The sequence below is a fragment of the Proteiniclasticum ruminis DSM 24773 genome (assembly GCF_000701905.1).
GTDB lineage: Bacteria > Bacillota > Clostridia > Clostridiales > Clostridiaceae > Proteiniclasticum > Proteiniclasticum ruminis.
Genome location: NZ_JNKC01000006.1, coordinates 122,599 through 148,204, shown reverse-complemented (window position 1 = coordinate 148,204; position 25,606 = coordinate 122,599). Strand labels below are relative to the sequence as shown.

Below are 25,606 nucleotides of genomic sequence, written 5' to 3'. Positions count from 1 at the left end.
AATGGCAGGGTATTTTTTCTTATCTTCATCATACTCTAGAAATAATTATCTGTAAATAGAATTATTATAATTTAATATTCATTCTTATTAATTGAGAGCGACATTCATTCTCATTGATTCTCATTGAGAAACAATAGTAAATTCATGACTGTTGAAAACTTCTGAAGAAGCACTACAATAGAAGTAAAGCATATAGACTGGAGGAAATGTCATGGAACTAGATCTCATCCGCGCAGTACAAAGTATTCACACACCTTTTCTGGACGCATTCTTTGAAGGCATCACCATCTTTGGAGAGGAGCTTTTCATGGTGCCGCTTCTGGCTATCATCTACTGGACGATGAACAAGAAATTCGGAGAAACCCTCGCCTATACCGTGTTCACAAGTCTTCTTCTCAACAATACCCTAAAAGAGATGTTCTCCTTTGAGCGGCCCATCGGTGAAGAAGGCATCCGAACCCTTCGGCCTGAAACCGCCACGGGAAAGTCCTTTCCCAGCGGTCACAGTCAAAATGGCGCTGCTACAGGCGGAGCCTTTATGATAGAGTTTAAAAAGAAATGGCTCACCCTCCTTCTTGGTATATTGATCTTTCTCATTGGCCTCTCTAGAATCTATCTGGGCGTTCATTACCCAAAAGATGCTGTGGTGGGTATTCTTCTTGGACTCCTTACGGCTTTTCTCTGTGCAAGGCTTCTGAAGAAGATGAAGCCCGAAGTGCTCTATACCCTCACTTTTCTTCTCTTTATCCCCACTCTTTTCTTTGCAGGGTCCGAGGACTTTATCAAAAGTTTTGGCTCCTATGCCGGTTTTTTCCTGGGCATCCTTCTAGAGAAGAACTATGTGCAGTTTAAGGTAAAGGGCACACCTTTGAAGAAAGTTCTTCGAGTGCTGATTGGGATTCTACTCATTCTCCTCATTAAAGAAGGCCTGGGGGCAGTATTCCCAGAGGAAGGTCTTTATGATCTTCTCCGCTACTTCCTGGTGACCTTTACTGCTATATTCCTCTACCCCCTCTTTTTCAAGAAATTCAATCTATAGATAGAGTCCCGCAGGACAGAAAGATCTACTTTTCTTTCCTGCAGGATTTTTCTTTATTTTCTTGAGATTACAGAGTCTTTGCCGTATACTGAAAAAAAACACGGAGGTACGAAAAAATGTGGATGACAACAGCGATCACAGATAAAACCAAATAATTCTGCCTCCCCATGCTTTGGGCAGGCAGAAAATAGACGAGGTGATTTTTTTGCTCAAAGCGCAATTAAAAACTGTGACCCTGAGCTTTCCAGCCAAGGACCTTTTTCATGACATCTCCTTGGAGATCAACGACAAAGACCGCATTGGCATTCTTGGAAGAAACGGGTCCGGAAAAACAACGATCTTCAAGATCCTTCTGGGGGAACTTTCTCCAGAAAAAGGCTACGGGAAGATTCTTGTCCCATATGGCCATCTAAGTCAGCAGTCGGCTTTAGAGGAATCCACGCTGAAAAAACTGCTGGAAGACTCCCAAAGTTACGACAAGAGAGTCCTGAAACTCATGGACGCCTTTAGAATGAAAGAGCTGCTGCACACCCCATTTCAGCACATGAGTGGTGGCGAAAAGACAAAACTCGCCTTCCTCAATGCCATCAAAGAGCTTCCACCTCTGCTGCTTCTGGATGAACCCACAAACTTTCTGGATGTGGAAAGTATCAAGGCCCTGGAGGAATTCCTGAAAGAGTACGATGGTGCGGTGCTTCTCATCTCCCATGACCGGGAATTTCTCGATCATAGCGTCTCTAAGATCTATCATCTGGAAAAAGGAAAGCTCAAAAAATATACCGGAAATTATACCGCTTTCAAAAAAAAGCGGGACGAAGACATGGCCCGGGAGAACATGGAATATGTGGAATACACCAGAAAGAAAAAAGCTCTGGAAGCTGCAGCCCAAGGAATTTCCCAAAAGGCGAACAAAATGGAGACTCTGTCTCAGAACGATTATCTTCGAGGAAGAAACAAGCAGCTCCAGAAGAAAGCAAAGTCCATGCGAAAGCGCATCGAACTCTTGGAGGTGAAAGAGAAACCCACCTCAGAAAAAGAAGTGAAGCTGTCATTTCTCACTTCCGAGGAGAAAACACCTCCGGTGCTCCTTCGTGGGGAAGGTCTTGGAAAAGCCTTTGACCGGGTACTTTTTCAGGACATCGCTTTAGAAATCAGACGGGGGGATAAGATCGGACTTCTCGGAGAAAATGGGGCGGGTAAAACCACCTTGATGAAAATTCTTCTTGGTGAACTCTCCCACGAGGGAACCGTCACAGTCTCCCCATCGGTGCAGCTCGGGTATCTTTCTCAGGAGCTCACTGGCTTCAATGAGGAGGAGACACCACTGGAGCTTCTACTCCCACTACATCCTATAGAAAGCGACATCCGTAACTTTCTGGGCGGCCTGAAGATCAAAGGAGACTCTGTATTTCTTCCCATGAAGCACTTAAGCTATGGAGAGAAGCTCCGGGTATCTCTTCTTCGGCTCCTTCTCACGAAATGCAACCTTCTCATTCTGGATGAGCCAACCAATTTTCTAGATCTGGAAACCAAAGAAGTCTTTGAGGAAGCCTTAAAAGACTATGAAGGCGCCATGCTTCTCATTACACATGACCGCTACTTTATGAAGCAGGTGGCTAAAGAAATCTGGCATCTGAAAGACAAACAGCTCACACGGTTTCCAGGGACCCTCACAGAATATCTGGAAAGAGATGATAAGCCAAAAACAGAAGAAACGATCCTTCTGCTTAAAATGAGGCAGGCAGAGCTCTCCCATAAGCTCCTCCAGGCGAAGAAAGAAGAGCGTCCATACTTGGAAAAGGAGTTCTTTGCTCTGGCAGAAAAGATCAGGCAGCTCAATATGAAATAAAGAACTGCTGAAATGATGTGATGAAAAATAGAAACCCATGATCTTTCTCTTAAAGGAAAGTCATGGGTTTCTCTCTCGTTTGCTTTGAAATATCTTTTACATCCGAGGCTACAAAAAGATTAATCCCTATCCTATTATTCCACAATGGTTTATTATGGCTTCAGGTCCTTTTCTCTTAAGAACTTTTCCCACTTCTCTTCTACCATAACCACCACATAGTCCGTCTCTACTGTCATCTTAGCGTATTTCGCTTCAGGAAAAGGAAAGTTAATCTCTCCCTCTTTTGTGGGCATCAGATGGGATGAAGTCACAGAAGAAACAGTTCTTATGCTGCTTTCATCCACTTCAATAGATAAAATCTCTCCGGTAGAAAGATACAGCTCTCTGTCCACTAATATGGCAGGGCGCCTGTCCCATTGCACTGAAGAATCATTGGGATCCTCATTTTCAGGAACCTCTTTTTTCTGGTCACAACCTATGATGAAGATTCCGAGCAGTATCGATATCAAGAGTATCGTGAACTTTTTCATGGTATTCCCCCTCAAATATCTTTCAGTGTCCCTTATTTCCATCATTGTACAGAATACTCAAGGCAAAGCGATGACCTTTCGGTTACAAAGCCCCCTTCTCCAATCATTTGGTCTGGAGATTGAAGAGGTTCATCTCCCCGATAAACTCCATGGTGCCAAAATACACAGCCACGAAGGATAACAGCACTGCACCCATAGAGAGGATGGACCTTTCCTTGTCCCGGATTACAGCAAGGAGTCCTGTCACCAAAGAGATGATGGAAAAAAGAAAGGCCAGAAGCGTCATCACAGCAAGGTTCATATGATCAAAGAAGCTTCCCTCCGGTTCCACCTCCATGTCCTGTCCAAGATACGCCACAACCACCACGAGAATCACCGCCATGATCATAAAGGTGATGGCATAAATACCAGTTTTTGTACTGGTGTAGAAGGTCAGTTTCATTCTGTTCTCCTCCTTTAAAGAAGCATCCCTTTTCTTTCATTATAGTCTTCCTGTTCAGCGCTATAAAGAGCAGGAAAGAAGACCTGGAATCCTTTCACAAAAGATTCACAGGTCTTCTCCATGATCTGTTTTTACTCCACTTTTTCCACGGCTTCCAGTAAGGAAAGCCCGATTTCATGCACCTGTAGCGTTACTTTTCCTTCCTTCACCTCATAAAGGGTTCCGGTATAAGCATCTCTCAAGGTCGTCCCGTCCTCAAAAGCAGCTTTCAGATCCAGCTCCACTTGGCCCCCTGGCCCCTGATACACAAGGACGCGATTAAAGATCCCTTCTTTATCATAGGTTCTGGTGAAAACGAACGGCTCTTCTGAGAGCATCTCGTGAGTGCCTGCCCCCACAGAAATGTTCCGGTTCCGGAAGCTTCCTAGCTTCTTAAAATGCGCAAGGACCTCTTCGTCCACGCTGTCCCAATTCATGGGAGACCTGGTCCCTTGGGTTTTGTCAGAACCGCCATCCCCCATGGGCCTTGCAGTCTCATCTCCGTAGAAAATCTTCACAGCACCAGGCAAGAGAAGCAGCTTTGTGGCCCCTTCTATGAGCTTTTCTCTGGGGTACAAAGTGGTGTCATGCTGGGAAAGGTAGCTGAGAACGTTAAAAGGATCTTCTCCATGGAGGGTCTTGGCGTAATTCTCATACACCCCAGACATGGAGGATGCTCTAAATGCTGGGCCATCTTTTTTAAGACCCTGGAAGGTGAAATTGATCACCGCATCAAATCCATGGTCAAAGTAGTAGTCCTTCAGAACCCCATGGCCCCAGACCTCCGCCACCATAAAGAAATCCTCCGTGAAGTCTGCTCCAGGTTTCTCCGGATTCTTCTCCCGCCAGGACTCCAGCGCTTTCTGGGCTTCATTTCCCAGATTTTCCCAGCGCTCAATCTCCACATGCTTTGCGGTGTCCACGCGGAAACCATCTACCCCAAACTCCTCCACAAAGGCTGCAAGCCATTTGGTGATGTAGGCATAAGGTGGAAGGCCAAGGTCTTTTCTCAGCTCTTTGGAAGCTGGCAGAATATAAGCCTCATATTCTTTATCCGTTTCCATGGCCCATTTTCTCTCTAAAATCGGTGGAAGACCCAGATCCTCCTCCACTTCCGTCCTCACATCAGGAAGACCCGCCAAAGACAGGGTGATTTCAGATTCTCCTGGCTCCTCATACCCTGGGAGCCCAGCTCGGACCCAGTCTCCCCAGTAGTTCTCAAAAGAAGCTTCGCTCTCGTAGTCGACGTATTTGCTGTAGTCAAAAAAGTCCATGCCTTCCTTCACTTCATACCCTTCCGGAAGGTTCACGTTGCCATAGTCATAGGTCAGCATATCCGTAAGATTGGGATACCCCACATGATTCATCACCACATCCATGAGGATGCGGATCCCCTGGCTATGCGCCGTATCCACAAAGGTGCGGAACTCTTCTACGGTACCGACATTTCGGTCCATCATGGTCCAGTCCAGGGCATAATAACCATGGAAACCGTAGTGGGCAAAATCTCCCCGCTCTCCTCCACCGATATAGCCGTGAATCTGCTCATAAGGGGCGGTGATCCAGATGGCATTGACCCCCAGATCCTCAAAGTACCCTTCCTCCAGCTTCTTTGTGAGTCCTTTGATGTCCCCGCCGTTGAAGGTGCCGATGCTCTTTCCCAGTTCATCGGGATTCTTTCTGCCGTAAGAATCATTGTTCTTCTCATCCCCATCCAGGAACCGGTCCGTCATGGCGAAATACACCGTGGCATTTTCGTAGGCGAAGGCTCCTTCGCTGGAGGTTCTATAGATGGTCTCGTCTTTCTTGCAGGCGAAAAGCCCTATAGATAGAACAGAGACCAGGAGCACACTTAGGAGTTTTCGTTTATTCATCGTGATTCTTCTCCTTTTCATTTTTTTACCAGCACAGCCAGGAACGACTGTCCTGAAAGAACACAGCTGCCATCCGCATCCACTTCCTCACCAGTATAAAGATTGATGCCATGCAGGTTCTTATCCAGAGGCACCCGTCTTTCATCCGGTGCAAGATTAAAGAAGACCTCCACCCGGTCCTTGTCATCTTCTCTTGTGAAGTGGAAGGTCTTCTCTTCCACACTCTTTAAGGTGAAGTGACCATGGGTAAGTACTGGATGGTCTTTTCTCAAACGGATCATGGTCTTGAAGAACGAAAGAAGCTTCTCATCCTGACGGTCCTCCTCAAAAATCATGGTCTTTCTGCAAAGAGGATCTTTCCCTCCGGTAAGACCGATCTCATCCCCATAATAGACATAGGGCACTCCCTTGTAGAGGAACTGAAAGGCCGTGGCCAGCATAAGTTTCTTCTTGTTTCCACCAGACTCCGTCAAAAACCTTGGCACGTCATGGCTGCCCAGAAGATTCAGCATCTGGGCGGTGATGTCCTCCCGATAAAGCACCTGATTTTTCAAAAGCACCTGGAAAAACTCAGAAAGGGAAAGCTCTTCCCTGGCAAAGGTATCCACCATGGCATGCCGGAAGGGATAATTCATGATGGAATCAAGCTCTGTGCCATCCAGAAAAGTCTCCGCTTCATGCATGATCTCCCCAATGAGCACTGCATCTTCCTTCTCCTCTTTCACGGCCTTCCGAAGATCTTTCAGAAAATCATGGGACAGTTCATCACAGACATCCAGGCGATAGCCGTCAATGCCCACCTCCCGGATCCAGTACTTGGCAACCTTAAGGAAATAATCCCGGATGCCCTGGTTTTTGAGATTCACCTTGGGCATATAGGACACACGGTTTGCAAAGGTGTAATAATTGGCTTTGGCCAGAGACACAGGATAAGAATCAATATGAAACCAGTCTGCATACTCTGACTCCTCGCCTTTTTCCAGTACATCCTGAAAGGCGAAGAAATCATGTCCTGTATGATTGAACACCGCATCAAAGACCACCCGGATGCCAGCCTCATGGCAAAGCCTCACCAGCTCTTTGGTTTCTTTCAGAGAACCGAATCTCGGATCGATCTCCAGATAGTCTTTGGTATTGTACTTATGATTGGAGGAAGAGGTGAACAGCGGAGTAAAATAGAGAAGCGTTACACCCAACTCCTTGAGATAGGGAATTTTCTCCGTGATGCCTTTGATGTTTCCGCCAAAATGGTTTTTTGTGGTGGGTCTCGCTCCCCAGGATGCTAAGGAAGTCTCCTCAATGACCTGATCGCTTTCTTCTCCCCGGTGGAACCGGTCTGGGAAAATCTGGTAACAGATGGCCTCTTTCAGCCAGTCTGCTCCTTTATAGACATCCTCTGAAGCAATATAAGGAAACTGATAGGGTCTTAGGACCCTGGGCTTTTTCTCCCACACCCCACGCTCATCCATGACATACCTTCTCCCTTCTTTGGTGCGCAGCACAAAGTAGTAGGCATACCGGTTCCTATGGAGGGCCAGCGCAGTGTCATAGTAAGAAAACAGCTTGTCCGCGTAGGACTTTTTCAGCGTCTTGATCTTATAGAGAGCAGGCCACTGATAGCGGTCCCTGTAGTAGACCTTCACTTCCGAAAGATCTCCTTTGGCTGCCCGCAGCCTCACATAAAGATGCTCCTCATCCAGAGGATAGGCATAGGGCACAGTGGTCTGGTGATATAATGCATGCAAATTCATAGGATAAATCTCCTTTTTCTGTCTATACGATTCATGATGGTTATAAAAAAAGGGCCATAGACGTTGCTACGGCACCTTGAAAAATTCTACTTTGCCTCTCCCTCCGTGGACTGTCTTTTGACAATCTCATAGGGGATGATGAGCTTTCTGCCCTTTACCCCCTCATTGATGGCTTTTGCCAAAAGATCCACGGAGTAGTATCCAAGATCAAAGGAATTGATGTCCACGCTGGTCAGTGGAATATCCGAGTACCTGGAAAGGATACTGTTGTTGAAGCTTGCAATGGCCAGGTCCTTAGGAATGGAGATTCCAGCTGTCTTGAAGACCTTGGTGGCACCAAAGGCAATGAGAGCAATACGTTTTCTGCCGATCATGCTGAGATAGGTGGTGAGCTCATAGGCTGCCATGTAGTTGTCGTTGTCCACATGATTGACCTTCTCTTTATGGTCATAGGGAGAACCAATGAGAGAGAAGGGAAACTCAATGCTTGAAAGATACTCCTGGCACTCGTCATTGACTTTACTGCTCATGAGGATGATGCCATCCACTTTGGAGCTTCTGATGAAGGTTTTGACAATCTCCAGTTCACTTTTCCCTTCAGTGGAGCTGGAGAGAAGCACATCATAGGAAGCGGATGCCGCTCCTTTGATGATGCCTCTGAGGGCTTCCGGGAAAAAAGGATTCAGAAGAAGGTCCTCAGTACGGTTCGGCAGAATCACCCCTAAAGTACCTGTTTTTTTGGATGCCAAAGAACGGGCGATGGCATTGGGATAATATCCCAGATCGTCCATGACTTTCAATACTCTTTTTCTCGTCTCCTCACTGATTTTCGGATGATTGGAAATCACCCTGGATACTGTGGAAGGCGAAACCTTTGCCTTTAGGGCCACATCTTTGACCGTAGTCTGATTCGTCTTCATCAAGGTCTTCTACTCTCCCTTTCCTCTAGCTGTTAAATATTGATTCTGTTTCCTGTCTCTGTATCAAAGAAGTGCAGGGATCCGTGGTCGATGCCAAAGGTGTAGCTTTCTCCTTCATAGAATTCCAGATGACCTGGGACAGAGATGACCACTTCATCCCCAGATGGCAGGTTGGTGTAAAGAATCTTCTCTTTACCCAGCATTTCCACCACATCCACTTTCACTTCAATCTTTTCTTCCGCTTCCCCGGTAAGAAATCTTTCAGAGCGGATTCCAAGGGATACGTTCTTTCCTTCAAAGGCCTTCACACGGGATTCATCATGGGGACTTGCAGAAGCCTTGATGGAGCCGTCATTGGAGATGAATCTTCCCCCTTCGATCTTCCCTTCGAAGATGTTCATGGTTGGAGAACCGATGAATCTTGCAACAAAGAGATTGGCAGGTTTATTGTAGAACTCATCCGGTTTACCTGCCTGCTGGATCTTTCCTTCGTTCATGAGGACAATCTTCGTCGCCATGGTCATGGCTTCTGTCTGGTCATGGGTGACATAGATGGACGTGGTCTCCAGAGATTTATGAAGACGTACCAGCTCCACTCTCATGTGTTCACGAAGCTTCGCATCCAGGTTTGACAAAGGCTCATCCATGAGGAACACTCTTGGTTTTCTCACCATGGCACGCCCCAGGGCAACTCTCTGTCTTTGACCGCCGGAAATATCCGATGGCTTAGAGTGGAGATAATTGGTGATCTGAAGAAGCTCAGCCGCTTCTCTTACACGCTCATCAATGACGGTCTTTCTCTCTTTTCTCATGGCAAGGGAAAAAGCCATATTGTCATAGACGGTCATATGAGGATAGAGGGCATAGCTCTGGAACACCATGGCTATGTCTCTGTCCTTGGATGGTACTTTATTCATTCTTTTGTCATTGAAAAGCAGATCTCCCTCTGTGATGGAGTTGAGGCCTGCAATCATTCTTAAAAGTGTGGTCTTTCCGCAGCCTGAGGGTCCCAGGATGACACAGAAATCCTTATCTTCTATTTCCAGGTTGATGTCTCTTAAGGTAAACTCTTCCCGGCCTTCATACTTCTTACCGATATTTTTTAAGGATACTTTCATTTACTTCTACCTCCATGTTCCTATTTTTAGCCCTTCACTGAGCCCTGTGCCAGTCCTGAAATCAGCTGCTTCTGAAGCACTGCAAACAAGATGACAATCGGTACAGCGGTAAGGAGCCCTCCAGCGGCAAAGGCCGGCTGGTTCAATGTTTCTCTATTGTTCATGAGTGTGTAGAGCCCCTGGGCCAATGTATAGTCATTGGCGTTTGTGAGGAGCACTCGTGGCAGCAGATAGTCCATGAAAGGTCCGATGAAAGACCAGAGGGCGATGATCGAAAGCATTGGCCGCACAATGGGCATGATGATGAGTCTATACACTTTCATGTTGGAACATCCATCAATCTTCGCCGCATCATCCAGCTCTGTAGAGATGGAGTCCATATATCCTTTCAGGATAAAGGTGTTGGCAGCAATACCGCCACCGGCGTAAATGAGGATCAGCATCATCTGTCTGGTAAACACTGGGGCCACCGAAGAGATGATGGAATGCATGGTGTAGTACGCAGTGATTCCTGCAAAGGAAGGAATGGTCTGAATCAGCATGATGGCCATGAGGCTTGCTTTTCTTCCTTTAAAGCGGAATCTTGAGTACGCATATCCAGTAAAGGAGACAATGATGATGGTCAGAGTCGCTGTGGCAATGGCGATGACCAGTGTGTTTTTCACCCATAGAAGATATTTGGTTTCTGTGAACAGAAACTCAAAGTGCTTCAGGGAGAACATGTAGCTTTCATCCGTAATTTTATTGAGGATCAGATATCTCCCCTGATTACCGTTGAAGGCAGAGACGACCATCTGGGTCAGAGGCCACACAATGACAAAGGCCCATCCGAAGAGGATGGCGTAGCTCACAAGAAGAAGAATCTTCCCAACCACGGTGAGAGGCTGTCTGTCTGACAGATAAAGTTCTTGTTTTTTCTTGAAAATACTCATTACAGTCTCTCCTCCTTAAAGGCTTTTGAGTTCTTGAATCCAATGAATGCGAAGACCATAAGCCCCAGGGAGATGGCAATGGAGATCGAGGCACCAATGGCCTGATACTGATTGTCCATGGTCAGCTTATAGATATAGGAAATGAGGATATCCGAGGATCCCGCCAGGTTTCCATACTTCGTTGGATTGAAGGGTCCTCCACCATTAAAGAGATAGATGATGGAGAAGTTATTAAAATTAAAGGTATATTGGTTCACGAGTAGCGGTGCTGTCTGGAATAAAACCATAGGAAGCGTGATTCTTCTGATCTTCTGCCAGGTGTTGGCGCCGTCTATGTCCGCCGCTTCATAGAGATCTTCTGGTATCGCCTGAAGAACACCCGTGGAGAGAAGGAACACATAAGAGCTTCCCAGCCACCCTTGCAGCATCACCAGAATGAACCTGGACCAGAAGGTGCTGTTCTTAAAGTCAATGGCAACACCAAAGACATTCTGCACCACCTCCGTCAAGGCTCCCTGAGTAGAGAACATGATACTGAAGAACATGATGGTGATAAAAGCAGGCACTGCCCAAGGCAACAGGTAGATCATACGAAGAATGCCTTTCCCCTTGATTCTTGGATTGTTGGCAAGAAGTGCCAGTCCAAATCCGATGAATATTGCCAAGGTGGTAGACGTTAATGTCCAGATGATCGTCCATCCGAAGATCTGCCAGAAAACAGATCCAGCAAGTCCTTCTCCCAGTGCGATGAGCTTATAGTTCTGAATGCCCACCCAAGGGAACTTGCTCTGATTCTTTGGATCCATTCCGGTAAAGGAAAGGAGAATCGCTGTGAATATCGGTACAAGGACGATAAAGGAAATGACGATGAGAGCGGGTATGGACACAAGATAAGGGAATCCATCTTCTTCAATGGTCTGAGTGGTCTCAAACCAGTTCTTTTCGCGAATTCCTTTCATGACGCCTTTTTCTACGCCACGAACATCTCTGAAGTTCGCCACCATGATGCCTGCAGCAAAAAGCAGGAACACGATGGCCACGATGCCTTCAATCATGAAGATCAGTGACTTATCGATTCTTCTGGCCCCTTCCGCAAGACTGATGAGTCCCGCGATGCCTTCGCCCTGATAATTTCCGTAGCCTAAGGCATAAGGAATGGCCACCACATAGACAAAGAGAAGACCAAGAAAGAACAGAGCTGCCTTCACCGGCTGTTTGTTTAAAAGCTGTCCAAGTCCTGGGATCAATGCTCCCGCGATCGTATTGATCGGTGTGGTCTTCATGGTTTCAGTCGGTGTGTTTCTTCTGGCATCGGCCACGTCAGCATTGAGGACTCTTTTCTGAACCTTGGTGTAGTCTTTCAGTTCAAACTTCTTGCTCTTTATGAGCTCTCGTTTCATTTTGTCTGGATCTTCGTATTCTTTCACACGGACGGCATACTGATATTTTTTCTTCAGTTCCTTCTTTCCGTTCTTCAGTGCTTTCTCAGAAATCAGTCCTTCTTTTCTTTTTTCTTTCAGCTCCGCGAGTCTTTTCTCATAGATCGCATTCTGCTCACTCTTGAAGCGGCCTATCTCTCTAGCAATGGCTTCCTTGTTTTCTTCTCCATGGTAGTTCTCCGCTTTGCGCAGGTCCTCTTCCAGTTTCTTGATGTTGTAGATGATGTTTGGTATGAGCTTCTGATGAATGGACGCTTCTTTATAGAAATACACCGCATCATAGGTCAGGCCGGTGTACTCTTTGTAGAATTCCATTTTCGCCTTGCTCTCAAATAGCAAGCGCTCCAAATGTACTACATCTTTTGAAAGCCCCTTCTCAAGAGACGCTTGATGCTGTGCTGATTTTTTCTTAAGATCTTCCAGGAACCTCTTTTCTTTATGATCGTATTCTTTCAGTTCCTTCAGATACGGATGGTCATTTTTCTTGCTTATCAATTCTTTCAGCTGAGTTTTCAAGGATTCTTTCTCTTTTGGAGAGCCTTCCCGGATCTTATCCTGGAGCAATGCGACTTCCTTGAGATACAGATTCTTTCTTTCATAGGTTCGTCCAATATAGTCATAAAGGACTTTGCTGTATTTCGCCACGATCTCTTCCCACCTTTACAATTTTTTACTCTTGTTCAGCTCTTCAAATAGAGAGAGAACCGTCAGTATGAGGATCAGGTATCCTGCTATCACCAGATAATAGAATACCGAATAAAAATTCAGTTCAAAGAATGTATAAGCCAGGCCTCCCACAAGAAGCACAGACCAGATGAAGATATAGATTTTGGTTAAGGTCAGTTTCTGATAGGTCAGAAACGTCAGAAGCGCAAATCCTACTGGAATGGCAATCTTAAAAAGATATCTGAACAGCTCCACACCCACATAATCATTGAGGGTCGGAGGATTCTCACTTGTAAAGGTCCCAAAGGCTATGGCACTCTCTTTCCAGGCTTCAAAGACCGATGCGTCTTTCACGCGCATCAGCACATCCAGTGAACTGGCAAAGATCACAAGAGCCGCTGCGGCCAGGATGATATATAACTGTTTTTTGGGAAACTTCTGATAAGTGTTCATGCTTCTTCCTTCCTATGTTCTCCACATCTGTCTTGTTTCGGACTTCTCTTTTTGTCTTTGGTTTTTGTCCATTCACTCTTATATCATTCTACCATCAAAACTTCCTATAAGGTATAGAAAGAGAGGCCTAAGCCTCTCTTTCCCCCAAAAATCTATTCTGTCTATTCTAGAAGTTCAGCATCATTGCATCGAATGCTGCCTTGATTTCCTTATAAGCTGCCTCAGCATCTGCAGGCTTTACAGATGACCAGGACAGTACTGCGTTCTTCCATGTATCCCATACAGATCCCCATTCTTGGAACAGAGGTCTTGCAGGTGCATCCTGGTAGGAAGCAAGTACGTTCTCAATGATAGACTTTTCCTGATCGGAAAGGTCAGAGCTCAGGTATACATCAGCAGGAACGTTTTCCATGATCTTGCCTGTACCCTTGAAGAAGTCTACAGCGTAGTCTGTGTTCATCAGTTCTACGATGAATGCTTCAGCAAGTGCCATCTTTTCGTCGTCGCCTTCATTTCTGGAGTTGATGGCAAGTCCCCATCCGCCCTTCCAGTGTTTCATTGGCTTTCCAGCAACAGTAACAGTTCCGATTGGCATGATTTCAAGGTTTTCTCCAGCCTGGGTTGTGAATGTGCCAGCATCCCATGGACCGGAAATTCTAGCTACGCCTGTTCCACCAGTGGTGAATTCGGTATCCAGTATACCCCAAGCAGCTTCAGCATCCCAAAGGGAAGCATTGGTTTCCTGTGTCTTCTTCCAGTATTCAAAAATCGCTGTAACTGTAGCCTGCTTTTCTGGAGCAAGGTCAGCCCATTCAGCTGTGAAATCGGAGAAGAGTGTGCCGTCGTCGTTCTTTCCAAGAAGCTCGATGTCGGAGGAGTTCAGAACACCTACGCCAAACCAAGCATCAAACATTGGAATAAGAAGGTTCAGACCAGCTTCGTTCATTTCGATGCTCTTGGTCAGGTCAATGCCTTCTGCTTCAGCGTTTGCCTTGTTTGCATAAACAACAAGTGTTTCAACGTTCATTGGGAATGCAAGGTAGTCGCCGTCCACGTTGAAGTTTCCGCCAAGACCTGCATCATAGTTTGCAAATCCGCCGACCTTCTCAGCCATTGCCTTTGCATCCATTGGTGCAAGAGCTTCGTTCTGGTTCAGGCCAGCAAGTCTGTCTGCAGGAATTGCATAAACGTCAGCGATGTCTTCATTGGATGGGTCTGTGCTGTCCAGAATGTCCAGCATATCAAAGGCTCCAGTAATCTTCAGTTCAACGGAAGCGTCTGGGTTCTTTTCTAGGAATCTAGCAACAGCAGCTTCGTAGTAAGCCTTCCAACCTTCTTCAGCCTGAACAGTAATGGAACCTGTAAGTCCTTCTTCGCCAGGCTCTTCACCTGGGGTCTCTACAGGAGTTTCTCCTGGGGTCTCTGGGGTTTCTGGTTCATCCTTGGATCCGCATGCAGCTACTGAAAGTGACAGCATCAGGGCAAGTACGAGTGAAGTGATTTTCTTCATTTTTTATCCTCCTAATACAGTTGTATTTTGATATATTGAATCAAACCGTAACCGTTTTCTTGAGAGTGAAAAGTATAAGGTATATCCCGGAACACAGCATGCTAGAATGGACACAGCCGCTTCGCTTCGGTGCATACGCTTGCACAAAAACTCAAATGAAAACGCTTTACTCTTTGATTATACCCTCTTTTTTCGGAAAAATCCACCCTATTTTGTGAAAAAAGAGCAGATTTTGGCAAAATCTTAGTGCTAGCGTTTGCACAACGTATATCACTTTGCCAAAATCCTTGATTCCCAATAGGAATCCACTCTCATCTCACCTTAAGGATTTTCCCTTGTTTTATTCTAGAACGAGTTAGACTTCACGGGATGTGATGCTCTCGATGTTCCAGATTTCCTTGGCATATTCTTCGATGGTTCTGTCCGAGGAGAACTTTCCAGCGGAAGCCATATTGATGAATGCCTTTCTATAGAACTCCAGCTCATTTTTAAAGTCTTCTCCTACTTTCTCCTGAGCTTCTACATATGCATCAAAGTCCTTGATGACAAAGTAGTTGTCCGGGGTATGCCAGGATGCTCCCTTCAGAAGTGAGTTCTTCAGTTCTTCAAAGGTCTCTTCAGGCTTCAGGTCAAAGGTGTCGTCGGTAAGGGCATTCACCACCTTCTCCAGCCTCTTGTTCTTCTTCAGTTCCTTCACAGGATCATAACTGTCCTTGATTTCTTCAATCTGCTCTACCGTGAGTCCGAAGATATAGTTGTTCTCCAGTCCTGCCTCTTCCACGATTTCCACGTTGGCTCCATCAAAGGTTCCAATGGTGGGTGCACCGTTCAGCATGAACTTCATGTTTCCAGTACCGGAAGCTTCCTTGCCAGCTGTAGAAATCTGCTCGGAGATGTCCGCTGCGGGGAAGAGCCTCTGGGCGTAAGAAACGCCGTAGTTTTCCACAAAGACCACCTTGATTTTGCCCTTAATGCTCTCGTCATTGTTCACAAGTTCTGCAATGGCATTGATGAACTTGATGATGGCTTTCGCTCTGTCATACCCTGGTGCAGACTTTGCGCCAAAGATGAAAGTTCTTGGCGTGATGTCAAAGCTCTCGTCTTCCTTCAGTCTATTGTAGAGATAAAGGATATGGAAGGCATTTAGTATCTGTCTCTTGTATTCATGAAGACGTTTGATCTGGATGTCAAAAATGGAATTCTCGTCAATCTCCACGCCTTCTTTCGCCAGGATATACTCCTTCAGCTCTTTCTTCTTGCTCTTTTTGATCTCAATGAATCTTCGGATAACCTCATCATCTGATGCAAACTTCTTCAGTTCTTTCAGATTGTCCAGGTTTGTGATCCAGGATTCATCTCCAAGAAGCTCTGTGATGAACTCCGCAAGACGAGGGTTTGCTTCCACAAGCCATCTTCTCTGGGTGATTCCATTGGTCTTGTTGTTGAACCGCTCTGGATAAAGCAGGTACCATTCACGAAGCTCGGTCTCCTTCAGGATGTTTGTATGAAGCTGAGCCACACCGTTGGTGGAATGGGTGCCATAAATGGACAGCCACGCCATCTTGATGTTGCCGTCTGCGATGATGGCAAACTCAGAAAGCTTGTCTTCAGAAACGCCCTTTTCCAGAAGCTCCTTCTTCATCATGTTGTCGATCTTCACGATGATTTTGTACACATCCGGAAGAATCTTCTTGTAAAGTTTCACGGACCACTGCTCCAGCGCTTCCTTCAAAATGGTGTGGTTGGTATAGGCGAAGGTATCCACCGCAATGGACATGGCCTTCTTGAAGCTTACGCCTTCCAGTCCCAGAAGTCTGATGAGCTCAGGCACTGCCACCGCTGGATGGGTGTCATTCAGCTGCACTGCATGGAGCTTTGCAAAGTTCTTGAAGTCGTTATGGTTCTTCTTATGCTCTCTTATGAGGTCCTGCAGGGAAGCAGATACAAAGAAGTACTGCTGCTTCAGTCTCAGAATCTTTCCTTTTTCCATGGAGTCATTGGGGTAAAGGACCTTGGAGATGTTCTCCGCATCATTCTTTTCCTTTACCGCTTTATCATAGTCCTGATTGTTGAAGGCACCGAAATCAAATGCATTCACCGCTTCTGACTGCCAGAGTCTTAAGGTGTTGATGGTGTCTCCACCAAAACCGATGATGGGTGTGTCGTAAGGCACTGCCACTACGGTCTGATCCTTGAAAGTCACAAGGACTTTCTTGTCTTCTCTTCTTACGGACCAGGAGTCTCCCTGGGAAAGCCATTCATCGCCTTTTTCCACCTGATAGCCGTTGATGAACTGCTGCTCAAAGATACCGTAGTTGTAGCGGATGCCATACCCTGTGAGGGAATAGTTTAAGGTCGCTGCAGAATCCAGGAAACAGGCAGCCAGTCTTCCAAGACCGCCATTTCCAAGACCTGCATCACTTTCTGCTTCTTCCAGTACGTTGTAGTCGATGCCCAGACCTTCCAGCATTTCCTTCATCTCCTCGAGCTTTCTCAGATTGATGAGGTTGTTGGATAGAGCACGTCCCATGAGAAATTCTGCAGAAAGATAGTACGCCTTTTTCTTTCCGTCAAACTTCTTCAAAGATGCCTGCCACTGAGGCAGGATGTCTTCCATGATGGCTTTGGAAAATACAGTGTACTTTTCCTTGTTGCCAAGATCTTCAAAGTTCATTCCAAATGTTGTAAGGGCATATCCCTGCATTCTCGATGTAATCAATTCTCTATTCATTCTTATCTCCCGTATAATCTAGTAAGTCCAGCGATTTTTTCCGCCAGTCCTTCAGTCAGCGCGTCTTCTTTCATTCTCCAGGTCCAGTTGTTTCCAAGGGTGGATGGAATATTCATTCTGGCTTCTTCTCCAAGGCCCAGGAAGTCCTGCATCGGGATGATGCACATATCTGCCACAGAGCTGAATGCTCCACGGATGAATCCCCAGTTGATGCCTTCTTCAAAGCTCAGCTTGAGATAATTTCCGGCATGCATGAGATCTTCCGACTTCACATTTTTGATCCATCCCATGATGGTGTCATTGTCGTGGGTTCCCGTATAGACCACACAGTTGTTCTTGTAAGTGTGTGGCAGATAGTCGGATTCTTCTCTTGGATCAAAGGCAAACTGAAGGATCTTCATTCCAGGATAGCCTGTCTCTTCAATGAGTTCATGCACTTCTTCTGTGAGAAAGCCTAAGTCTTCTGCAATGATGTCGAGATCTCCCAGCTCTTCCTTCACTTTTTTGAAGAGCTTGAAGTTTGGTCCTTTGGTCCATTTTCCTTTTACTGCGTTTTCAGAACCGTTTTTAATCTCCCAGTAGGCTTCAAATCCTCTGAAATGATCAATGCGCACCACATCATAGATGAGGAAGCTTGCACGGATTCTTTCCACCCACCACTGGTATCCATCCTTTTCCATGGCTTCCCAGTCATAAATGGGATTTCCCCAAAGCTGCCCTGTTTCTGAGAAAGCATCTGGAGGACATCCAGCCACAGTCAGGGGCACAAATTTCTCATCTACCTTGAAAAGCTCTTTATGGCCCCATAGATCTGAGCTGTCTTCCGCCACATAGATGGGAATGTCTCCGATGATTCGGATATTCTTGTCGTTGGCATAGCTCTTCAGGGCTTTCCACTGCTTGAAGAAGTAATATTGGACAAACACATGGAAGTACATCTCTTTCTCATGGTTTTTCTCAAACTCCAGCACCGCTTTTGATTTGTTGTCTTTATACTCTTTCGGCCATCGGAGCCAGGAAATCCCCTGATGCTCTGCTTTAATAGCCATAAAGAGGGCAAAATCACGAAGCCAGGACGCTTCTTCCTGATAGAAGGCATCCAGTTCTTTTTTGATGCTTCTTCGGGCTCTTTTATAGGCTCTTCTTAAAAGCTCCATTTTGTTTTTGTAGAGGATCCCATAATCCACCTTCTCTGGATTGTCTCCAAGAGGAAGCAGTCCTATTTCCTCTTCTTCCAGAAAACCTTCTTTCAAAAATTCATGAAGGTCAATGAAGTAAGGATTTCCTGCAAAAGCAGAGAAATTTTGATAGGGGGAATCTCCATATCCGGTGATGCCCAGGGGCAGGATCTGCCATTCCTTCTGATTGGCTCTGTCTAAAAAATCCACGAAGTCATAGGCACCTTTTCCAAAATCTCCAATTCCATAGGGACCTGGTAAGCTGGAAATGTGCATCAGTATACCGCTGCTGCGTCTTTTCATGCCTGTTCTCATTCAGCGAAGGGTTATCCCCGCTGAACTTTTACCTCCTCGTTCCATATTTCACCAGCGCCATCCATGAGGGTGAAATTCACCGTCTGAAGGTCTGGATGATTGCTCTTTGCTTCCACTTTCATACCGCCGGTCTCCAGTTTTCTTGCATAGAGTGTTGTTTTGTAAATCTTTCCTTGTTCGTAGCCGAAGCTCTCACCATCGTCGTCATAGAGCACATAGACTGCTTCTGTATCCACATAACCGAGCACCTTCAGCACAGATAGATCCTGATCCTTCACCGTCTGGGAAGGATTGGTGTAGGGCATCATCCTGTTTCTTCTTAAGAAGAACTTCAGATCATCCAGTGTATAGGATACATAATGCACCCCATCTTTCAGAAGTGTCAGAGAGGAGTCATATTTTTTAAAGTCCACCAGCACCATGTCTTCTGGCAGATACACATACCTGCCCTTGGCATTCTGCGAGACCACTGGAGCCAGCATCAGCTCTTCTCCGAGAAGCATCTGATCTTCAGCCTGCTGAGCTTCTTCCCCGAAGAATTCAAAGGCAAGAGGCGTGAACATCATCCCTCCTGTTTCATAGGTCTTCAGCATCTCAGAGTACAGATAAGGAATCAGCATATAGCGTCTTTCGATGTGCTTCTTGTTCGCTCTTGTGAGAGCATCTCCGAAGGCATAGGGTTCCTGAACCCTGGTGCCGATGGCAGAGTGGTTTCGAAGAAGAGGTGTGAACACAGACAGCTGAAGCCATCTTGTGAGAAGCTCACCGCTGACATGACCGCCAAATCCTCCTGTGTCAGCGCCCACATAGTAGAAACCGGACATGTTGAGGGAAGGCAGCATACGAAGATTCAAGGAGAGGTGACTCCACCAGGAGCTGTTGTCTCCGGTCCAGAGGCCACCGTACCGGTGCATCCCGATGGAGGAAGCTCTTGAAATCAGGACATGTCTCTTTCCCAGGTGCTTTCTAAGCCCTAAAGAGGCAGACTTTGTCATCATGTATCCGTAAAGATTATGCACTTCCTCATTGGTGAGCCTTCTGTCTCCAATTTCATGGAAGAATCTTCTGTAGTATTCCAGCTTGTTGCCGATGTTCATGAACTTGTCCCGTAAGGAGAAGAACGCATTGACATTCAGGTTCCCGCCCTGGGCAAGGATGGCTGCCTCCACCCCTTCTTGCAGCGAAGTCTCATCATAGAAGATGGCGGGTTCATTCATATCATTCCAGACTCCTTCAATGCCTGCATCCGTGAGGATCTTGTACTGGTCTCCAAACCACTTTTGGGTTTCTTCTTTCAGAAAATCCGGGAAATGCACTTTTCCTGGCCATACAGCTGCCACATAGGGCTTGCCCTCTGCATCCTTCACGAAGTGGTCTCCCTTTATGCCTTCCTCATAGACGTGATATCCTTCTTCGATCTTCACGCCTGCATCAATGATGGGGATGAGCCTTACCCCTTCTTCCTTCATTTCATGCGCCATTTTTTTGAAGTTCGGGAATCTCTCTTCTGAAAGCGTGAAGTCCTTGAAGTCCTCCATGTAATCCAGATCCAGATAAATACCATCCAGTGGAATCTCTTCTTCCTTGAAGGTCTCATAGACCTTCTTCACATCCTCTTCTGTCTGATATCCCCACCTGGACTGGAAATACCCGAGGCCCCATTTGGGAGGCATATAAGGCTTACCCGCAAGCTTATGGAAACTTGCCACAATCTCTTTGATGGATGAACCTTCCAGCAGATAAATATCAAAGTCCTTTCCATGGATCTCCACCTGAAGCTCCTCCAGGGTGGTGAATCCCACATCGTACTTGACACGGCCGGGAAAATCGATGAAAAAGCCCGTGGCCACATCATCATCTTCCAGCACAAAAAAGTTATGAGCACCGTAAAGGGTTGTCTTATCCTCGTGATGCAGAGGATCATCGGTACAGTAGGATTCGTAGATCCTGCCTCTCTTATTGATCCCACCAAGGTTTGGTCCAAGACCGTAGACCCGGTCATTTTCTGTCAGCTTCAATGTAAATGTGGCTTTTCCGCCCTCTTCCCGTAGTTCAATGGGAAGATTCATTTCTACTTGTGTCTTCTCTCCCTGGATCACCCCAGTCTCCACAGGGTTTCCAAATCGAAAGCCCATGACGTTGTCTGTCATCTTAAATGCTTCCATTTTGACCTCCATCTGATTCAGTGCAACCGCTTGCACTAATTTCTTAAGTCCATTATATTATAAAATCGACGATTGTAAAGGTTATTATGAAATTTTTATAGTCTCGTGTTCTCGCGTGGTATTTCAACCCAGTAATATCACCACTTTTTGAAGATCCTTCTTTGTTTCCTTTGAAAAATGTTATAATGAGAAGAACAAAGAATCTGAGAAGCCAAAAATAACATCAGATCCAAGAAGGAGCCCATAGATGCAAAAGTTTCTGGAAATCATCGCAAAATCAAGAAGTATCGAATCCCTGCCCTCTCTGAAGTCCATCTATAAGAAAGTGAAGAAGAAAATCACAGAAGGAGAGTATGGAAAAGACGAACTCCAGGCCGTGGATCAAGCCTTCCAGGAAGGCGCAACACTAAAGATTGAAGATGGTACCGAGGTTCAGCTCCTTAGCGGCATCATCTGTGCTGGTCATTCCTTCTATGAAAAGAAGGAGACCTTCGCTTACAGAATTGGGGAGAACAAATACCAGTGTCTCACCTGCCACAGAACCTTGCGAAAGTACGAGGAGATTGAGGAAAACATCATGTTTCCCTTGGACTGGAGCCTTTCTGATGCAGTGTTTTTCACAAGCAACACCTATCCCTGGAAGTTTGCAAAGATCATATCTGACGCTAACAATATCAGTGACCTGCCGACGCTGCCAAAGCTCTTAGACGAGCTCCGTGAGATGGAGCTTCTCAACGAGTGCATTTTTGACCAGGAGAAAAAAGCACTGGAGAGCAGCTGGCAAGAAGGCATCACCATCACCATCGGGGATGGCACCAAAGTGAAGCTGGTCTTTGGAAAAAGATGCGTCCTTCACCGGTTCAACACCCCACACATCAAGTATGCCTACGCCATCGGAGACAACGAGTATCTCTGTGGCAACTGCCTGTCTAAGGGAGCAGAGCATCCGGATATGATGGCTCTTCATCCTCTGGTGGAGGAGGAGCTGCTCTTTCCCATGGACTGGACGCGCTCAGGCATCGATCTTTGGCTGGAGAATGTGGAGCGAAGAATCGATGCTCTGTCCGAGGTGAAGAAGATTTAAGGACACCAGAACTTTTCTGCATAACAAGAAATACGCTGAGAGACAAATTCCATAGGGACTTGTTTCTCAGCGTATTCATTTTATACTTGTATCAATCTAGAATTTGAAAGTGACGGCTTTTTCCGTCCATGGTCCATCTCTTTCCTTTCACCAAATCTATCCCTAGAAGACCTGAAATAGAACCAGGTTCGCTTCCGGGAATCTTGTGGTTCATGATTTCGATATGCTCCAGCATCACTTCCTGCCCATATACAAAGAAGGTCAACCTGTCGGCGATGTGCACCTCTTCCTCCGACCGGGAACCAATGCCTTGTACTACTGCACTGGAAGAATGAAGGCCTTGGATCCGGTTCAGCCAGGAATCATCCAGCATGGTTTCAGTATGCCCCGTATCAAAACCCATGGGGTACTTCATCCCTTGGTAGTCTATCTGAATTTCAGGAAACCTGTCCCATTTTAGAGAATCCTCCTGAGGGCTTCCCCCACCAGGTTTCACCAGGACCTCTCTCTTCCTCATATCAAAAGCGAACCTTACATTTCCTATGACATCCCATCCTAAGATGAGATCCGCTGGAAATGCATTGCCTTCCGAGTCATGTCCAAAATCCAGGGACTCGTCTGGCACCACGCCTGCAGATAGATTCTCCATCCACTCCTGCCCTAGAACCAGACTGCCTACCTCGACAGTTCTGAAGTCCATCTGCTTTCCCTGGTTGTTTACTCCCAGAAGCTGAGACTGCTCCTTCAGACCCATCTCTTTTGCAAGAGAGGATCTGATGAAAGTCATGCCTGCCCCAGTATCAAAGAATGCAATGATTCTTCGCCCATTGAGGATCACCGGCAGAAAGATCAGCCCTGCGAACTGTTCCTTTGAGAAGACGAGCTTAGAGCCACTCTTGTCTTCCTCCTCTACCTTGTTATCTCTCTCAACATGATGCTTTTCCATCGCTACTCCACCCCCAGCCTGAAATATTCTTTGCTGATGAGAAGATCCGTCAGCATGATTCCTGTCCGCTCCATTTTCTTCACGTTGACATTCTTCAGCGTATCTTTCTTTGTACCCATGGCATTTCTGTAGGCACTTCCTACGCCAATGGCGATATGTGCATTGGCTCTGAACTCTAGTATTGAAGGCGAGGTGGTATCCAGGACTCCCCGGCTTTGTAAAGCACCTTCTGTAGGAAGCAGGTTCTGGGTCCTCAGGTAAGGCACCTTTTCCTCTTTTAAGATCTTTTCCATCTGCAGAATGCTTCTAAAGGAATTCTCCTTATCCAGCTGACCGAAATAAGCCACAAGATCCACCACTTTATTTCCTTTGAGACCTGTGCCCATGAGCTCCAGATAGGAATATCCGCCATTGGCAGAAAGTTCCGTGCGCCTCATATAGTAATTTCCACTGCCTTTGGTGTAGGCAGATGAAAGTGGATCGATTTCTTTATCAAAGAATAAAAACAGGATGGGTTTCTCATAACTTCTGTCTCCATCCGTTATGGCTCTAGCAAGCTCCAGCGCCATGGCTACAGGAACGGTGCCTTCTACAGAAGATCCGCCATCTTTTTGATAAACCCCATCATAGGGCACCCCAATGATGAGAATCTCTCCCTGGTCATCCAAGCTTCTGCCTTCTGGAAGCAGCCATGCCTCCATGGTTCTTCCAGAGTATTTTGTATAACTTGGTATGGTGTACTCTATGGTCACCTTGTGATTGCCCTTAGAAAGCTTCTCGGAAAGCTCGCCAAAGGGCATGATTTTCAGCTGATATCCGCTGTAGGTATTGGATCTCGCTTCATGACCAGTGACGTTCTGAAACACTGCTACAGCTTCTATCCCATCAGGAAGAGCGCCTCCCTCTACACCAAAGCCATAAGAAAACAGCACCGTCTCATCAAGACCTGAAGTCACCACTGGCATCAGGCTCTTTTCTTCTCCCTCATAGCCTTCTTCCTCTATAAAAGTTGTCCCCTCTACCGTGACTTTCTCCCCTGGAAGACGATCCTCCATGGGCAGTGAGAGGATACTGAAATCCTCATGAACCTGATACACTTCCTTCTGTCCCTTCTCATCGGTGACAGTCACGGTGGCCTCTTTTAAAATGAGTGGGGATCCTTCTGTGAGCACATAGTCCTTCTCCATGCCAGGCAGCACCACGGGCTCTTCTCCTTCATAATTATATTCCGTATTTCCCAGAAGCTCCTGTTTCATATACGCATACCGGAGGGGCAGCTCCTCGATGGTGAATCCCAGGGACGTCATATGATCTTTGATATACTCTCCAGCCAGGCGGTGCCCCTCACTGCCGGAGACTCTCCCTTCATACTTTTTGGAAGAGAGCTCTTCCAGATGCGCCATGGCATTTTCCACCTGGAAATCCCCCAGGGGCTGATATCTTGGCAGAAAGAAAAGAAGAAGAGCGGCGGCCACCACAGAGAACTTTAAAACCACAGGCTTCCAGTATTTTTTAAACTGCTTCATCTCAAGAAATAGCATTTTAGGAGAAAGCACATAAAAGGCTTTTCTCATATAGCTGACGAATCGTGAATTTCTTTTCATAAATTCCAGCCGAAGGCCCTCACCCAGGAGATTCAGTGAAAGCACTGCGAAAGAGAACACCGCCACAGGGAAGACCACCAGCCACCACTGGGCCTCCATTCTCTGCATGTCTTTGGTAAGGTTCATAAGCATGGACCCCCACTCCGGTTCCAGGCTCATTTCATAACCAGAACGGAAAGACATGGCCTTCACTTCCCGGATGGTGCCCACAAAAATCCCAAGAACCGCCAGCTGGGCAATGAGAAAAAGCCCCTGGGCTGCTTCTTTAAAGAACGTGCTGATGGCCACAGGCATCACATGGGGCAAGATATTCTGCCGGATGATCTCCGGCCAGGTTTTACCAATGGCCACCTGACCTTCGATGAACTCTTCATTCATGATCCGCTTCACCGCATCTGATAGGATCACCGCTGCTTTAGAAAAGCCAAGAACGGCCAGGATCCCAGAAAACCAAAGAATGGACGCATCCATCTGAAGTGATCTAAAGAAGTTCAGCCGGAAGATCAGATAGGAGAGGATGAGGATGGGTACAGCACTGAAATAGGTGCTGAGAAAAAGAAGAAGCCTTTGAAAAAACTTCTTCCCCATGCCGGATAAAATCCCCATGGGCAGTGCCAGAAGCAGCCTGAATAAAGCAATCATGAATCCAAGTTTCAGGGTGTTTCGGGTGCCATAAACGAGTCTTGTGTACACATCCCGGCCCGCATCGTCGGTGCCCATGAGATTCTCCTTATTGGGGAAAATGGGATGCATGGTGAACACGTCTTTCAGTTCCCCCTCCACCAACATTTCCATATTCTTATGGGGTTCTTCAAACATCGGATCTTTCCCCGTGAAACTCTCCGGGGAAACATACGCAAACATCAGGATCAAAAAAAGGAGTCCACCGATCATCAGCGGATAGTTAAGCTTTTTCATATCTTCCTCCATATCATCTATACTGCACATTCATAATTATATGCAGTATACCACTTTATGCTATTTAAAAAAAGAACAATAAAGTGTCAGTATCTCCATGGCC

At 46.4% G+C, this 25,606-nt stretch carries 18 protein-coding genes; 3 read left to right on the top strand and 15 right to left on the bottom strand.

Going from position 1 to position 25,606, the window contains the following annotated elements; genetic code table 11:
* Positions 1–211: 211 nt before the first annotated feature.
* Together T487_RS0108920 and abc-f are read left to right on the top strand one after the other, a co-directional pair.
* The gene (locus T487_RS0108920; RefSeq protein WP_031576580.1) at positions 212–1,039 is read left to right on the top strand and encodes a phosphatase PAP2 family protein; all 828 of its coding nucleotides are present in this window, start codon (positions 212–214) and stop codon (positions 1,037–1,039) included.
* A 205-nt stretch (positions 1,040–1,244) separates the two neighbouring features.
* Positions 1,245–2,888 carry a ribosomal protection-like ABC-F family protein gene (gene abc-f / locus T487_RS0108915; protein WP_031576578.1) on the top strand — a complete coding sequence of 548 codons (1,644 nt, stop codon included), beginning with the start codon at positions 1,245–1,247 and terminating at the stop codon, positions 2,886–2,888.
* Between the two features lie 152 nt (positions 2,889–3,040).
* Here the strand turns inward: abc-f and T487_RS0108910 are convergent, their stop codons facing one another.
* From T487_RS0108910 to T487_RS0108845, 13 genes are all read right to left on the bottom strand, one after another.
* Complete coding sequence (locus T487_RS0108910; RefSeq protein ID WP_031576576.1) at positions 3,041–3,418, bottom strand: hypothetical protein; 378 nt, start codon at positions 3,416–3,418, stop codon at positions 3,041–3,043.
* A 103-nt stretch (positions 3,419–3,521) separates the two neighbouring features.
* Positions 3,522–3,860 carry a hypothetical protein gene (locus T487_RS0108905; RefSeq protein ID WP_031576574.1) on the bottom strand — a complete coding sequence of 113 codons (339 nt, stop codon included), beginning with the start codon at positions 3,858–3,860 and terminating at the stop codon, positions 3,522–3,524.
* Positions 3,861–3,991: 131 nt separating this feature from the next.
* The gene (locus T487_RS0108895; protein WP_036909341.1) at positions 3,992–5,773 is read right to left on the bottom strand and encodes an alpha-amylase family glycosyl hydrolase; all 1,782 of its coding nucleotides are present in this window, start codon (positions 5,771–5,773) and stop codon (positions 3,992–3,994) included.
* A gap of 17 nt (positions 5,774–5,790) precedes the next feature.
* Complete coding sequence (locus T487_RS0108890) at positions 5,791–7,524, bottom strand: glycoside hydrolase family 13 protein (RefSeq protein ID WP_036909340.1); 1,734 nt, start codon at positions 7,522–7,524, stop codon at positions 5,791–5,793.
* Between the two features lie 86 nt (positions 7,525–7,610).
* On the bottom strand, positions 7,611–8,444 hold the full coding sequence (locus T487_RS0108885; RefSeq protein ID WP_162178242.1) for a LacI family DNA-binding transcriptional regulator: 834 nt from the start codon (positions 8,442–8,444) through the stop codon (positions 7,611–7,613).
* A 32-nt stretch (positions 8,445–8,476) separates the two neighbouring features.
* A complete protein-coding gene (locus T487_RS0108880; protein WP_031576566.1) occupies positions 8,477–9,562 on the bottom strand; it encodes an ABC transporter ATP-binding protein in 1,086 nt (361 codons plus the stop codon).
* A 26-nt stretch (positions 9,563–9,588) separates the two neighbouring features.
* Positions 9,589–10,494, bottom strand: a complete 906-nt coding sequence (locus tag T487_RS0108875; RefSeq protein ID WP_031576564.1) for a sugar ABC transporter permease — start codon at positions 10,492–10,494, stop codon at positions 9,589–9,591.
* Positions 10,494–12,578: an ABC transporter permease subunit gene (locus T487_RS15445; protein ID WP_036909339.1), complete on the bottom strand. Its 2,085-nt coding sequence runs from the start codon at positions 12,576–12,578 to the stop codon at positions 10,494–10,496. Before T487_RS15445 ends, T487_RS0108875 begins: the two co-directional genes overlap by 1 nt.
* Positions 12,579–12,593: 15 nt before the next feature.
* A complete protein-coding gene (locus tag T487_RS0108865) occupies positions 12,594–13,052 on the bottom strand; it encodes a hypothetical protein (protein WP_031576560.1) in 459 nt (152 codons plus the stop codon).
* Between the two features lie 166 nt (positions 13,053–13,218).
* Positions 13,219–14,562, bottom strand: coding sequence for a sugar ABC transporter substrate-binding protein (locus tag T487_RS0108860; protein ID WP_031576557.1), 1,344 nt, complete (start codon positions 14,560–14,562; stop codon positions 13,219–13,221).
* Positions 14,563–14,917: 355 nt separating this feature from the next.
* Positions 14,918–17,293 (bottom strand): glycogen/starch/alpha-glucan phosphorylase, encoded by a 2,376-nt coding sequence (locus tag T487_RS0108855; RefSeq protein WP_031576556.1) that lies wholly within the window; start codon positions 17,291–17,293, stop codon positions 14,918–14,920.
* Positions 17,294–17,295: 2 nt separating this feature from the next.
* On the bottom strand, positions 17,296–18,774 hold the full coding sequence (malQ, locus tag T487_RS0108850; protein WP_031576555.1) for a 4-alpha-glucanotransferase: 1,479 nt from the start codon (positions 18,772–18,774) through the stop codon (positions 17,296–17,298).
* Positions 18,775–18,797: 23 nt separating this feature from the next.
* A complete protein-coding gene (locus tag T487_RS0108845; protein ID WP_031576554.1) occupies positions 18,798–20,951 on the bottom strand; it encodes a TIM-barrel domain-containing protein in 2,154 nt (717 codons plus the stop codon).
* 247 nt (positions 20,952–21,198) lie between these two features.
* On the opposite strand from T487_RS0108845, the gene T487_RS0108840 reads away from it, so the two are divergent.
* Positions 21,199–22,035, top strand: a complete 837-nt coding sequence (locus T487_RS0108840; RefSeq protein ID WP_031576553.1) for a hypothetical protein — start codon at positions 21,199–21,201, stop codon at positions 22,033–22,035.
* 91 nt (positions 22,036–22,126) lie between these two features.
* On the opposite strand, the gene T487_RS0108835 is transcribed toward T487_RS0108840, so the two are convergent.
* Positions 22,127–22,981 carry a retropepsin-like aspartic protease gene (locus T487_RS0108835; protein ID WP_031576551.1) on the bottom strand — a complete coding sequence of 285 codons (855 nt, stop codon included), beginning with the start codon at positions 22,979–22,981 and terminating at the stop codon, positions 22,127–22,129.
* A 2-nt stretch (positions 22,982–22,983) separates the two neighbouring features.
* A complete protein-coding gene (locus T487_RS0108830; RefSeq protein ID WP_031576548.1) occupies positions 22,984–25,503 on the bottom strand; it encodes an ABC transporter permease subunit in 2,520 nt (839 codons plus the stop codon).
* Positions 25,504–25,606 lie beyond the last annotated feature (103 nt).